Below are 13,712 nucleotides of genomic sequence, written 5' to 3'. Positions count from 1 at the left end.
TCGCTACAATTCTTCTGGTTACATATAATGAAATGCCTATGGATATCAGAAGAGTTAGGAGACTCCTTAAATAAACATCTGAAATAATCGAAAACACAATCCCGCTTACAAAGACTTGAATGATGATGAGTAAAACAATGAAAACGGCTAATGCGTATAAGCTCTTCTTGATCTGCGGCAAAATATAGTTCCTCCCTATCTTCTTCCTGCGGTGTGTACGATCCGACTTAACAGCCATACTAATAATGAAAGGCCTATAAATAAAAAATAGGTATTAACGTTGAAATACTGATTGTTGATGTGGATGGATAGTCCCGAGGATATCGAATGAATATACTCCCAATCGACAGTTCCATACTGCTGCGCGTATATTTCGGCCAAGAAATCTCGATAGTTACGAAAGCTGATGATTTGAACATACACACCGATCACTTGATGACCAATAAGAAGCACGGACATGATTATGAGATTTTTCAACGTAATATGCGTATGACGAAATACTTTAAACCATTGAGATATCAGGACGATAAATAAAACGACCAAAGGCACAAACAGCAGTATGGCCGGATTCCCGTTACCCGAAATCGTACCTGGCCTTGTCGTCATGGAGTTTCCAAATATGAATATGAGGAACACAATAGATAGCGTAATAAGCAGATAGATTATAGTTCTCATCTTTCCTCCTGAATCTCTACAACAGTTCCTGTATCTGGGATATCCCCTAACCTATGAAATGACTTACAGAAAGAAAACAGTCTTAACAACGTTGCAAAGACTGTTTTCCAATCGTTCCTCTATGCAGTGCGATTAGCCACTCGCGTGTATATGTTGATCAATATATTAATGACAACCCCATAAAATATGAGAACCAGGCTATAATGCAGGTCTTCCACTATTCTCTGCACGCTGCCCATATTGGATAAGAAAACTAAACCATATCCCACTGCGATCGCAATCGAGAATGATTGTATTAAACTTCCCATGTTCTTTAGACGCTCACTCCATTCATATAATCATAAAAACTTATAACTATCACCTAAAATATTCTACATATGATGAATAGTTCCTTCTTCAATCGAACGTGCCTGCACCGTGTTATACGCAGAAGTAGGCCGTCTAAACGTGCTTCTGATCCCGCGTTCTTATTGCGCCGTAGCTCAAAGGGGCAACTTCTTGATCCTACCATCAGTCCCAATGATTAAACACAATATCCTTGATTTTAACAGGTTTCCAGTAATCAATTTGCTTAAGTTCGTCCTTATCCAGTTCCTTTGTCAGATCATCCGTCAGCAATGCTTCTAGGACATTGAATCGTAATAGAACATATTGGTTAAACGATGTGGTGTGATTCCAAAAACGTTCTCTATGCGCTACACCATTAAACCGATTATCCGCTATAAATTCGACATTTCCATCTTCGTACTTCGTGGCCATCGCTACGAATGGATAGTGTTTGTTCATTAGTACATATACGAATTGCTCATCCCCACGTAATTCCCCAACATAGTAGTTATGATGATATGTGCTTACCATTTCAAAGGTCTGGAATCCATGTTCCATCAGTAATTGATAGCACAGCTGTTTGAATTCTTTTTCTGTAACTGCAGCTTCCGAATCAGATCGGCCAAATCCAGTTATACCCCGGGGCAACTTCTGCATTTCATATGTCCTTTCATTTCTGATACGATCTTGCTGAATCGCCCTTGCTATTCTTCTGCTATATCTTTGCTCGTTCTGGTTGGGTTATTATATCTTCTCTCAAAGGTTGACCATCTAATCCATCCGACAGTTATTCCGATTAAGATAGCAACTGTTATAAAAGCAACAATATCGCTACGATCCATTTCCTTACTACTAGTCATGTACAGAGTTGCCCTGATTAGCGAGATAAAAAGTATACCGTAGGTTACCCAACGAAATATATATGCCCATTTACCTTTGCTTCGGATATTACTCCATTTTCCCCACTCCTGTTGATCTAGTGAGTTCACAATCTATTCCCCCCTAAGATTATATCGGTTTTTAGTTTTAAAAATTCAGGAAGGAGCTGTCCCTCAGTCATCCACGATAACTTTTGAGACAGCCCCTTTTTGAAATCTTGTTTATACTGATCTAATTAAAACGATGACGACATGCACAATAAATATGATTGCGGTCATTCCAACTGCATTAATCAATACGTTTTTAATATTAAACTTTTTTTGACTTAATTGAATTAAGACATTAGCAATCAACATAGCGCTAAACACACTTAACATTGTAAAACTACCGATATAGTAAAAATCTTGAAAACTAAGACCAGCCAATGTCTTGTACCTCCATTATGCTGAATCAGCGTTGACTACATTTTAAATCTTTATATCCCAACTGTCCATGTTTTATAAGTTACGCTTCCTGAAGGGCTTATTGTGAAACGAGTACGATAATGCCAAGTATTATCCTTTCCTGTTTTACTTAGATAGACGATAACTTCTTTGGTTCCAGCAGCTGGAACTGGAGCAGCTATAATATCTCCCCAAAGTGGTACTTCATTAGCTAACATCCAGGCCCCAGCTCCTAAAGCCCAATTTCCATAAGGGAATGGTTTTTGATTTCTGAACTTGTCCATTAATTTAGCCATATAAGGATTTTTTCCGGCAACTTTATAGGTTAGATAAGTACCGTAACCAGTAGTAAATGTTTGAGTGAATTTTCCCACGGCTGCATTAAACCAACTCTGTGTAGCTTGTTCTTGATAATAGTACAAATCAGGTCTCGTAAACACGGCGAACTGACCGTCCTTTATCGTATACTCTAAAGCAACACCATTAACAATGGTAATTTTGTTTGTAGACAATTGAACAGGCGCACCAAATCTTGAACATGCTAGTCCAATGTCACCTGTTAATTGAGGTGTATCCGGTTGGCTGTAGCATCCAATATCATCAGCAAAAGGAGTTGCTTTATCATTTTCGGCAAAGAAGCTTGCATCTGTTGAACCTGTCTTCTGGTTAGCTATTTTTCCTTCGTTAAGTTCAGTCTTTAAAACATGAACTCCTTGAAAGTTTACATCATTTCTAGAAACGCTATCTTCAGCGGAGACACTGCTCGGAAGTATAATTGAAGCAAAAAGTGTTGTAACAGCAAGTAGTAGAATTCCAGATTTCTTAAATTTCAATATAATCCAACCTCTATTTCATATTTACCCTTGCATCATTGATAATCAAGTACTCCTTTCGTCTATAATTAAGGGTCTAAATATAATAACAACAATAAACGATAAAAGTTTCTATTTTTTTCTTTTAAATCTAATAAAAGGTTTAATCTTATTCTAGATATATAATGATCAAATCAGGACCACCCGTCCAACGGGTGTTTTTTTGTTTCGCACGCTTCGCGAGCCCAACTGGCTAAAGCCACTAATAAAAAGAGCACCGACCACGGTGCTCCGTCTATCCTTTATTCTGCACTTATCACGAGAAGCTTCTGTTCAAATCCTCAGCGCTCTTCCTTTTTAGCTAGCCGGATCTGTTCAAACTGATCTATACTTATTCCCTTCTTTTCTGCAACATAAATTACTTCAACTATATCTGCCAACTCTTCTATTTGCTCATCATCATTTGCCTCATAGTATTCCTTTAGTTCCTCTTGAAGCTATAGGTTTTGCCCTTGCTTCCCCGTGGTTTTGCGCCCTATGTTCTTTGTCTTTCCGCCCTTGCGTACTTTCGCCAAGGGAGAGGCATTACGAGCGACTAGCCCAAAGGCCCGTCCGCTTTGAAAAATCGTTCAATGTTTCTCTCAACCTCGGCATCAGCTAAGAGCGGAGGCGCATGGTGTGGCTTGCTTCTCGCGTCAATGATGACATTATCGCAGCCCCAATGCTTAAATTCAATCGACTCATTGACCCCGTACAAATCATGGGACGGATTGCTGCGGGTAAAGGTGGTCCAGACAAAATTAGCAATAGACGCACTGGTGAATGTGCTGTCATCACAGACAACCATCATAGGGCAATCAGGAAGCCCTCCCTGCTCTATAACCGCATCACTCAGCTGCTTCATAAAGTCCGCGCATTGCTGATAATCGAGGAAAGGCTGTACCGCTTGGACTGCCACGATTCCTGGCAATACAAGACGGGGATTGGTGACGAGAGAATGCAGCTCCTGGATAGTCGCAGGAACCTCAGTACACAGCTCTCTTTTCTTATCTCCAGCTGCAGCAAACACTACCTTGCTCCCGGTATTTAACCCGGTACCCGAATAATCCAAAGTGTCGATGGTCGTATTCGTCTGAAAATGCAGGTCTCTTCGCAAATCGATCCGTTCCAGAATGTAACGGAAGAACGCAGCCTCATCATGCGTATCGAGCGGCTCCTCTTCCTGTGCAGCTATGAATAAATACTTGGCCAGGCTAAGCTGGTTCGTCCCCAAAATTCGATTAGCAATCGTTAAAATTTCCGCAGGCTGTTTGACCTTCTGGTAAGGAGTGTACCGTTCACTGCCAATAGCAAACAGCAGCGGATGTACACCGGCTGCATCAACAGCATGAACCTCTCTAACCCCCGGAATTTCCTGCTGTATTGCCCCTCCCGTCAGCTCATGTATAAGCGCACCAAAAGACGTATCCTCTTGAGGCGGGCGGCCGACGACCGTGAAAGGGAAAATCGCGTTCTTGCGGGCATATACCTTGTGAACCCTCATGACCGGAAAATCATGCACTAAGCTGTAATAGCCCAAATGATCCCCAAATGGCCCTTCCGGCTTCGTCTCATGGGGATATACTTCGCCAGTAATCACGAAATCCGCATCATGACTAATGCAATAACCGTCCACATAGCTGTAGCGGAAATGACGGCCGGCCAGCAGTCCTGCAAACGTCAATTCACTCAAGCCTTCAGGAAGCGGCATGACGGCAGACAGCGTATGAGCTGGCGGACCGCCAATAAAGCAGCTTACCTTCAATGGCTGCCCTTTCCTCGTGGCCTTTGCCTGATGTATACCAATCCCCCGATGAATCTGGTAGTGCAGGCCGACCTCCCGATTCATCTCGTAGTCATTGCCGCTAATCTGAATCCGGTACATTCCCAAATTTGCGTTCATAATTCCCGGTTTGTCCGGGTCTTCGCTGTATACCTGAGGCAATGTGATGAAGGCGCCGCCATCATCAGGCCAATGCTTGATCTGCGGCAGATCGGAGATCGATATTTCCTCAAAGTCCTCGGGGAGCCCGTTCCTCTTCAGAGGCAGCGCTCTTCTGGCGGCGAACCCGGTCCCCGCATATTTAAACGGATTCTTTAATGCCTTCATCGGGTCATTTCGAACGCCGATAACCGCTTGAGTCGTTTCCCATGTATGGCGAAAAATAAATTTGCTGCGTTCGATCGTGCCGAACAAATTGGACACCGCGCGATATTTGGATCCCTTTACCTTTTCAAATAATAATGCAGGTCCTCCAGCCTCGTACACCTTCAAGTGAATCGCTGCCATCTCGAGGTGCGGATCCACTTCATCGCGGATTCTCACGAGGTGCCCGTGCTTTTCCAAGTCATCTATACACTGCTCCAACCATTGATAGCTCATCGATGAATACCCCATTCTTTTCACTCTATATTTTCTTGTTCTATTATCTCATATTTTATGGAGTGGGGGCACATGAACATGGTGCAATTTTGTGTATTTCCTTCCGGTTCTCTATGGCTACTATGCCCTTTCCCGTGAGCATAAAAAAATCAGAAAACACTGCCTACTGTAGATTTCTAAAAAGGGGGCGAGGCGGTAAACCATCTAAATGGTACAAAGGTAATCCTAAGACTTCAGAGAGTTTACTGGAAAAAGTAGATTTCCCTGATCCTCCGATCCAATTATCATTATTCTTTTCATTCGTGTTCTCCTGGCTATTAATGGTTTATAATATCACTTTATTCACGAACCCGAGAACCTTAAGGCAGCTTCAACTGCTGTCCCGCCTCGTGAATGCATTGTTATATGATGTTAATGCCTTCCTTGTTATGCCCCCAAGATCATCCTTAAACCAGGTGCTTGAAAACTAAAGGTATTCAGCTTAATAAAGGTACATTCTTTCTCCCTAGCGATTTTTTCTATTTCCATTAACAATGTTGAGCCATGCCCTAGATGCCTTTGTGTCTCATCGATCCATAAAATATCAACTTCGAGCCAATTCCAACACAAAACACTAAGCACTCCACCAATGATCTGATTATCTGCGTCTTTAATGTTAAGATTAATCTCTTCATATCTATTCTTAATATCATCTGAAAGTTGACTAGCATTGAACTCTATAAGTTTAGTTCTAACATATTTGCTTTCTTCTTCTGTGCTTTCAGATATCATGTGATTGAACATGTTAATCCTCCGAGTCTATTTGGGCTCTTTTGTGGGACTTAAGGCGAAGAAGTCGCCGGGCGCGATGCGCTTAGTCGGTGCGGATGTGTCCGGCTGATTTCCCCTTCCACGCTACTGGCAAATACTTCTCAGATTCCACTTCTAACTTCTGCCGGACCAAGGCTCGAATGGCCCGAAGCTTAAACATTCGGAACAAACATTCATGTACTTTAATATCAGTCATATTTCCAAACAAGTTCTCCCCTTCTAATCTTTGCTGCATATATTATTTGCCCGGTGTGATAATGCATTTCTCTAATCATTGCTATCATAAGATTAAGAACCGTTGTCTCATTATTTACCTGGCTATATGTGAGAGGTGGACGATTGATAAACGGTTGTGATAACAACAATTCAGGGTTTGATTTGAGGTGTTCGAGATAGAGAATGATAATATCAAATGCTTCTTTTGTCATGTTGTAAACTTGATCTTTAGAATATTGGAGTCCACGCTCAAACTCCTTGTCTCTGTCCCTCGTGTCTGGAATATCATATAAGATTGTTTCTATTCTAGAATGAACACAACCTCGAATATGAGCAACTATATTAGTAATACTATTACTTTCAGAGTTAGGCACCCATGTTAAATCATCCTCTGACAATTGTCCAATCGCTTGGAGAGTCCATTTCCTCTCCGAGTTAAACTTAATCAACATACTTTCGATTACTTCATTTGCAATTTCCATGGGCAACCCCCCGACTAGCGATTTTGATAACCTTAATTTATGGTAGTTTCATATTCTATGTATTATTTTATATTTTTTGCTGATTTCCGATAACGTTCCAGGCATTCACGAATCCTCACTGGCTTAAGTGAGCGAAGCGAGCGGGTCCGATGGACTTAGCCAGTGCAGGGTTGTCCGCCTGCTTCTTCTTCCTCGAAAATCCTCGGGCAGACCAAGATAAGCAACAGCTTCCTGCAGCGTGAATGCAGTGTTATATGATGCCTCGGGCTTCGTCGAATCAGCTCTCAAAGTACACTTTTGTTAATTTCTTGGGAGCAACGATACCCCATGCATTCCTAATTAGATTAATTACTTCTTCGTTTTTTGCTGATTTAAGATCAATGTGCATGTAATTTAAGTTTGAAAATGAGTCCGGAATCTTGTATGTTTCAGGACTCATGCTTGTATATAAATGCCTTTCTTCTTTCGTCGTTTTAATTGTAATAGTACTCATATCATCTTGTATGACTACAAAGATCTTATTATTGATTCTAAATGAAGGTTTTCCCCAGTGCTCCACTTCTACTGTTCCAGGCAAAGATAGCGCAATTTCTCGTATTTCTTCTATTTGCATCATCTAAAACTTCCCCTTTATCTTTCCAGAGGTTTCGCATAACGTTCGTGTATTCATGACGTCCGACGAAATCGGATGTGTCTGCTGATATCCCTCTTCGAATTTCTTCCTGCAGGCCAAGGCTCCCTCAGGAGCCGATGCGTGAATATGGTGTTATATGAACCGGAAGGAGGTGCCGCACACCCTCCGAAATGCCGATAAACCCTTATGTATCAAGGTATTTGGGGTATTCTTAAATAGCCCTAACCTGCTGCAAATAACCCGGTTTTTCGTGAAAGTTATACGAAACCGTATATCCAATAGTTATACGAATCCCTTTCCCCTACTTCGTATATCCATTTCGGTTCGCATAACTCCTTAGGGAGGATATGCGAAGTGCAAAAGAATGATCACTTCTCACCAAGTGCTGACTGGCACGATGCCGTCCGGCTTTTTCTTCAAGACTGCAAATCTCGAAACTTAACCAACGCGACCATTCGTCGTTACCGCAACGGTCTGGAAAAGCTCCATCAGCACCTGGCCTTACAAAAAATGCAATGGTCCGACCTGGCCCCTGCGCTCCTGACCCATTACGTCATACCGAGTATGCTGGAGGAAGGGCTCTCACTCCGGACAGTGAATTGCAATCTGTGCATCTACAAGGAATTTTTCAAATTTCTCTGCGGAGAAGGACTGGCAGCATCCGATATTGGAGTCTGGTTAAAGCCGTTTAAGCTTCAACCAGCTACGGCTCATACTTTTACGGACGAGCATCTGCAACACTTATTTGCCTTACCGAACCGCTCCACCTTTACTGGCCTGCGCAATTACGTGATGATGTTGACGCTGCTTGATACCGGCATCCGTTTGAAAGAATTGGCCAAGCTTCAAACTTCGGATGTCTTGACGGAAGAAGCTTCCCTTCGGATTGTACAAGGCAAAGGTCGAAAAAGCCGCCTTGTCCCGATTCAACGGCTCGCCATAAACGCCTTGAAGCGTTATATGCAAGAACGCGGGGCGCTCGGGCACCAGTACCTTTGGATCACTCTGGAAAATGAACCCTTCCAAACAGGCGGCATCCGGATGATGATTTCCCGTTATTGCGCCGCTGCCAACATTCAAGGCATTCAATGCTCCTGCCATACATTCCGGCATACATTCGCCAAGAAATATATAATGAATGGCGGCGACATTTTCACGCTGAAAAGCATCCTAGGTCATGAGCGGATCGAAACGACGGAAATGTATGTGGAGCTGTTTGCGCGTGACTTGAACATGCAGCACGAGAAGTACAGTCCGATCGAGCATCTTGCCGAGGAACTCCCCTTCTTTCATGTAAATGAAAGCGAGGTGCATGTTTAATGAGCGGTAAGCGTCGGCAAAACACACTCGCAAGCATTGAGAATCCAAGTGTGGTAAAGCAGCAATTAAGCTTCGATGAATTGCTACAATCTTTTATTCTCGATTATATTACCTGCACATAAATAAGAAACCAGCCACCATTCTGCGGTAGCCGGTTCTCCTCTGAAACCAAAACCATATACACTAAACCAATAGATGCTACCAACTTCGCTGATGATGGGATGCCATAGCTTCAGCTTTCGTGGCATGGACGGTGCCGAACGGATGCTCTGGCGGAGCGTAGATGACGTATACCTTCAAGGGTTTATTTCCGGTATTGGTCAGATTGTGCCACTTTCCGGCAGGGATCATAATGGCATAATCCTTATAGGCTTCAGTCTGGTAATCCAGATTATTTCTAGAATCCCCCATCTGAACCAGGCCCTGCCCCTCTTCAATTCGAATAAATTGATCCGTATTAGGGTGGACTTCTAACCCGATATCACTTCCGACGGGAATGCTCATCACGGTTACCTGGAAATGCTCCCCCGTCCATAAAGCAGTACGGTACGTATTGTTCTGTTTCGTTACTTGTTCGATGTTGATGACAAGCGGTTCTTTTCCATAGTCCTTTATTTCCGTCCCATGCCAAGAGCTAAACCGCTCATTGACATAGTAGGGCGGATGCACCGGTGGAAAACCCGTAACATAATGAGGATAGCGATATGGCTGATATAGTTGCCAAGGGTAATAGGGATATGTTGGGTTCATGAATGCTTGAGGCACAGCATGCATCATTTTTTATTTCCTCCATTCTGAAATACTCCATCATATGCCTAATGTTAGAAATCGTAGCTTGCCTAGGCAAAAATGATTTTCTATGTGGATCATTTGCTTGGATAACCTTGCTTAAACACTGAAAAACAACTACCCGGCTGGTATGTAGCATGATTAAGATGAATCCAGCGATATTAATCCGGAGGAGAAACGCCTCATAAAGGAGGTGAAACGTATGACCAAGTATTCGAATGAAGAGATCAGAAGCATTGTCCAAAAATTATAAATAAATTCTCCACACTGGTATATCAAACAAGTTTGGAGGGTAACCTTTTTACTAAAAATGATTAATTGAACTTGGAGGTTTCTGCATGAAGGACCATCTCATTATTTTGATTAGAAGTTTTTCAGCATTCATAATCCTAATGCTAATAGCTAGAGCACTAGGAAAACAAACCCTCTCCAACATGAACTTTCATGATTTCGTAACAGCAGTCATATTGGGAGCTATAGCAGCCAACTTTGCATTTAACGAAAAAATAGAAGTTACCCACTTGTTAATAGCATTGTCTGTTTTTACAATTACTTCTTATATTTTATCAAAGTTACTCTTGAAATTCAGGAAATTTAAGATGTGGACAGAAGGAACACCCACCGTCCTCATTGAAGGTGGGTTAATTTTGGAAGACAATATGAAAAAAAATAATATGACAATGGATTCTTTGAACGAACAGCTTCGCCAGAAAGAGATTTTTAATATAGAAGATGTGGAGTACGCTCTCCTTGAGATCAACGGTAAACTATCTGTTCAAAAGAAAAAGGAACAGCAATTCGTGACATTAAAAGATCTACAGTTGAATGCAGGTAGCAATGCCAAACAGTTCCCAATTGAGCTTGTAATCGACGGGCAACTTTTAAACGACACTTTAAAAGCCAACCATATTCCCGAATCTTGGCTTTTGTCCCAACTGAAGGTACGTGGCAAAAAGTTAGAGGAAGTATTCTACGCCGTATAAGGCAGCAATGGTCAACTTTATGTGGATGATTATAAAGATAAAATTCAGCATCCAATTGATGTAGAATAAGCGTTAACTTTCGTTAATGGCTACCTGAGATCCAACGTAATGGGTCTGTCAATCTTTTTGTGTAAACCCATTTCAAGCAATCCCCCCGAGGGGGGATTTGGCGTTTCTAACGTAAGTAGTTGCTGACCCGATCCGGAAAGAAAACCGAAAGCTGGAGCAGCATCTGTCCCCAGTTTTGGACGCGGCCTGTCCATTTCCGGGTCACATCCATCGTGGCCAGATAGAGCATTTTCAGCAGTGCCTCATCGGTGGGGAAAATACTCTTACCCTTGGTCACCTTGCGAAGCTGTCGGTGGTAACTCTCAATCATATTTGTGGTGTAGATGAGTTTGCGGATCTCAGGTGGGTACTTAAAAAAAGTTGCCAGCTCCCCCCAGTTGCTGCGCCATGAGCGGATAATGAGCGGATACTTGGCGCCCCAGACTTCCTCGAAGCGGTCCAGTTCAAGCAGCGCTCCTTCCTCTGTTGCAGCCTTGTAAATGGGCTTCAGGTCAGCGGTGACTTTCTTCAGATCTTTGTACGACACGTAGCGAGTGGAATTACGGATTTGGTGGATGATACACTTTTGGATTTCGGTCTTTGGATAGCAGGCCGCAATCGCTTCGGAGAAGCCATTCAGATTGTCTACACAGATAATGAGAATGTCTTGAACACCACGATTTCGCAGGTCATTTAGGACACTTAACCAGAACTTACTGGATTCATTCTCCCCGATCCACATGCCGAGTACATCCTTGTTTCCGTCCAGGTCGATGCCGATCACCATGTAGGCCGCTTTGTTTACAATGGCCCCGTCCTGCTTCACTTTGAAGTGAATCGCATCCATGTAAACGACCGCGTACACGCCTTGAAGCGGCCGATTCTGCCATTCCTTAATGAGAGGTACGATTTTGTTGGTCACATTGGAAATGAGCGTAGGCGAGACTTCGATGCCATACAGGTTTTGCAGATGGTCTTGAATCTCTCGTGTGCTGACACCTTTGGCGTACAGGGCGATGATTTGATCTTCGATGCCGGTTACATTCTTCTGGTGCTTCTGCACAACAACCGGCTCAAACTCACCGAGTCGATCCCGTGGAACCGTAATTTCCTGCTCTCCGTATTCGCTGACTACCGACTTCTTGCTCTTGCCATTTCGGCTATTTGACGTCATCTTGGCTTTGACCTCATGCTTTTCGTAGCCTAAATGCGTATCGAGTTCTGCTTCCAGCATCTCTTGAAGCGTTTCAGCAAACCGTTCTTTCAGGGCGTTCTGCGCGTCTTGTGCCGTTACCAGCTTGTTCTCCTTAATGAAGGATCGTAATTGCTCTTTCGTCCAAAGTCCCATGTATTCTCCCCAACCTTTCTATTACTTTCCATTTTAATAGATTTGGGAGTTTACACAAACTATTTTACAGACTCGATTTAGCTGATAATTTTGACAAATGGATACCAACAATTGCATTTCTCATTTCAGCAAGCTGATTAAAGTCATTTTCAAATTGACTTAGATAGTTCTTGTTTTTCATGAGTTTCGACATATCAATTGCAAACTTCAATTTAAACTTCATTTCTTTGACAATACCTCTTATCTTAATGATATCCTCAGTGGTTTGCATAAGGTATTTGGGCTTGGAACTCTGTCTTTGGGGACCATTTACCAGTACTAATTTCATGTCCTTATATTTTCTCATTGCTTTTTCCAAAATCCGATATTGTGCAAAAAACTCCTCCTCGTTATACTCTGGTGTACGCAGTGGAGGTAGTAGTTCTAACGTAATCGGCGCACCATGCTTTACAAATGTATCGCATAAATTTTGAATAACTAGGTTCAGTTTCGCCGCGTCCTTCCAGAACACATCATTATCTTTGTCATATTGCAGTCTTAGAATGTAAGCACCTTTTGGATGCTCTTTAATGAGCCCTGTCGTTGTTACAAAAAACGATATGGAATTTTGTATATCTTCTGGATAATCCAGGTCTTTAGATTTGACAGGAATCAAAATGTTCATTGGCCCAACGATACTTACTCTGCCTGTAGAAACACAAAGATTCACATACTCTGGCCAATAATCGGTATCGTGAACATCCTCAAAAATCCACACATACATAATAAGCATTTCCAATTCGCCCTTTCGCCCATCAATAAATGGTCTGTGGCGATTGTCTTCATACATCTCATCAATGTCAAAAGGATTATTATTATATCTGTGATTGTACCGATTGATATAATAAAATTGCTCCTGCTCTCTATTGTAAATGAGTTCAACATATTCTTCGTAATAAGGTCTAATATAACTCTCAGCGAATTGGAATAAATTCACTTTATAAACGCGGTAAACCTGTTTAACCCAAGCAATCAACGAGCTATCCAAATATTTGAACCCAGAGATTGAAGGCTGTTCGTTGTCATTCTCTCTAATTTCTTCGGTTAGAACAATAAGTCTGTCTTTGTATTGTTCGATCCCTTTCCCTTTCATTTTGTGGCTGGTGCAAAATTTATCTACAGCGTTTTCATAATCCTCTTTGCAATTAAACAGATCCACATATTTGAGTTCATCTAACCATGATCTGAAGGTTTTATCGATTCGACTTTTCGTTCTTTTGTAATAATCAATAATAAAGTCTTTACTTCTTGGAAAACCACTACCGATCTCCTGTTCAATTTTCAGTGCAGACTGTTCAATTTTAATCCTCTCATAATCAAAGGCTTCAGGGTCAAGATACGTATTAAAATAATCCATCACATACTTAATTACGGTTGTCATATTCTCAGCGTGGTTTTGAAAATTAAACTCATTGAGTTTATCTTTCTTCTTCATTTTTGCGATATACTGTTCTACGGGAAGCATCTTCCTTTCTCCTTTCATTA

The 13,712-nt window shown here is 42.0% G+C and carries 11 protein-coding genes; 2 read left to right on the top strand and 9 right to left on the bottom strand.

From position 1 onward, the window contains the following. Nucleotides 1-1,185 precede the first annotated feature (1,185 nt). From MKX64_RS22695 to MKX64_RS22670, 6 genes are all read right to left on the bottom strand, one after another. Complete coding sequence (locus tag MKX64_RS22695; protein WP_095397129.1) at nt 1,186-1,659, bottom strand: hypothetical protein; 474 nt, start codon at nt 1,657-1,659, stop codon at nt 1,186-1,188. Nucleotides 1,660-2,356: 697 nt separating this feature from the next. Further along, the gene (locus tag MKX64_RS22690) at nt 2,357-3,157 is read right to left on the bottom strand and encodes a hypothetical protein (protein ID WP_095397131.1); all 801 of its coding nucleotides are present in this window, start codon (nt 3,155-3,157) and stop codon (nt 2,357-2,359) included. A gap of 574 nt (nt 3,158-3,731) precedes the next feature. Continuing rightward, the gene (locus MKX64_RS22685; protein WP_155618690.1) at nt 3,732-5,558 is read right to left on the bottom strand and encodes a UbiD family decarboxylase; all 1,827 of its coding nucleotides are present in this window, start codon (nt 5,556-5,558) and stop codon (nt 3,732-3,734) included. Nucleotides 5,559-5,984: 426 nt separating this feature from the next. Beyond that, nucleotides 5,985-6,341, bottom strand: a complete 357-nt coding sequence (locus MKX64_RS22680) for a GNAT family N-acetyltransferase (RefSeq protein ID WP_095397133.1) — start codon at nt 6,339-6,341, stop codon at nt 5,985-5,987. A 215-nt stretch (nt 6,342-6,556) separates the two neighbouring features. Beyond that, nucleotides 6,557-7,066, bottom strand: coding sequence for a DinB family protein (locus MKX64_RS22675; protein ID WP_155618691.1), 510 nt, complete (start codon nt 7,064-7,066; stop codon nt 6,557-6,559). Nucleotides 7,067-7,343: 277 nt separating this feature from the next. Next, a complete protein-coding gene (locus MKX64_RS22670) occupies nt 7,344-7,682 on the bottom strand; it encodes an MmcQ/YjbR family DNA-binding protein (protein ID WP_095397135.1) in 339 nt (112 codons plus the stop codon). Nucleotides 7,683-8,054: 372 nt separating this feature from the next. On the opposite strand from MKX64_RS22670, the gene MKX64_RS22665 reads away from it, so the two are divergent. Beyond that, on the top strand, nt 8,055-9,020 hold the full coding sequence (locus tag MKX64_RS22665) for a tyrosine-type recombinase/integrase (RefSeq protein ID WP_255222918.1): 966 nt from the start codon (nt 8,055-8,057) through the stop codon (nt 9,018-9,020). Between the two features lie 198 nt (nt 9,021-9,218). On the opposite strand, the gene MKX64_RS22660 is transcribed toward MKX64_RS22665, so the two are convergent. Further along, nucleotides 9,219-9,794: a cupin domain-containing protein gene (locus MKX64_RS22660; protein WP_155618734.1), complete on the bottom strand. Its 576-nt coding sequence runs from the start codon at nt 9,792-9,794 to the stop codon at nt 9,219-9,221. Between the two features lie 353 nt (nt 9,795-10,147). Between MKX64_RS22660 and MKX64_RS22655 the strand changes: the two genes are divergently transcribed. Next, on the top strand, nt 10,148-10,792 hold the full coding sequence (locus MKX64_RS22655; protein WP_341037514.1) for a DUF421 domain-containing protein: 645 nt from the start codon (nt 10,148-10,150) through the stop codon (nt 10,790-10,792). Nucleotides 10,793-10,967: 175 nt separating this feature from the next. On the opposite strand, the gene MKX64_RS22650 is transcribed toward MKX64_RS22655, so the two are convergent. Both MKX64_RS22650 and MKX64_RS22645 read right to left on the bottom strand, forming a co-directional pair. Beyond that, nucleotides 10,968-12,188, bottom strand: coding sequence for an IS256 family transposase (locus MKX64_RS22650; RefSeq protein ID WP_341037513.1), 1,221 nt, complete (start codon nt 12,186-12,188; stop codon nt 10,968-10,970). Between the two features lie 64 nt (nt 12,189-12,252). Beyond that, nucleotides 12,253-13,692, bottom strand: coding sequence for a hypothetical protein (locus MKX64_RS22645; RefSeq protein ID WP_341037511.1), 1,440 nt, complete (start codon nt 13,690-13,692; stop codon nt 12,253-12,255). Nucleotides 13,693-13,712: the final 20 nt, after the last annotated feature.

Source organism: Paenibacillus sp. FSL M8-0334 (genome assembly GCF_038000405.1).
Classification (GTDB): Bacteria; Bacillota; Bacilli; order Paenibacillales; family Paenibacillaceae; genus Paenibacillus_AQ; species Paenibacillus_AQ campinasensis.
Note: the sequence above shows the minus strand (reverse complement) of the source record. Positions and strands in the feature narration are given on the sequence as shown.

Coding starts and splice junctions, on each gene's coding strand:
- MKX64_RS22650 (WP_341037513.1), bottom strand. CDS start 12,188: ATGGGACTTTGGACGAAAGAGCAATTACGATCCTTCATTAAGGAGAAC.
- MKX64_RS22655 (WP_341037514.1), top strand. CDS start 10,148: ATGAAGGACCATCTCATTATTTTGATTAGAAGTTTTTCAGCATTCATA.
- MKX64_RS22695 (WP_095397129.1), bottom strand. CDS start 1,659: ATGCAGAAGTTGCCCCGGGGTATAACTGGATTTGGCCGATCTGATTCG.
- MKX64_RS22675 (WP_155618691.1), bottom strand. CDS start 7,066: ATGGAAATTGCAAATGAAGTAATCGAAAGTATGTTGATTAAGTTTAAC.
- MKX64_RS22670 (WP_095397135.1), bottom strand. CDS start 7,682: ATGATGCAAATAGAAGAAATACGAGAAATTGCGCTATCTTTGCCTGGA.
- MKX64_RS22680 (WP_095397133.1), bottom strand. CDS start 6,341: ATGTTCAATCACATGATATCTGAAAGCACAGAAGAAGAAAGCAAATAT.
- MKX64_RS22645 (WP_341037511.1), bottom strand. CDS start 13,692: ATGCTTCCCGTAGAACAGTATATCGCAAAAATGAAGAAGAAAGATAAA.
- MKX64_RS22685 (WP_155618690.1), bottom strand. CDS start 5,558: ATGAGCTATCAATGGTTGGAGCAGTGTATAGATGACTTGGAAAAGCAC.
- MKX64_RS22660 (WP_155618734.1), bottom strand. CDS start 9,794: ATGCATGCTGTGCCTCAAGCATTCATGAACCCAACATATCCCTATTAC.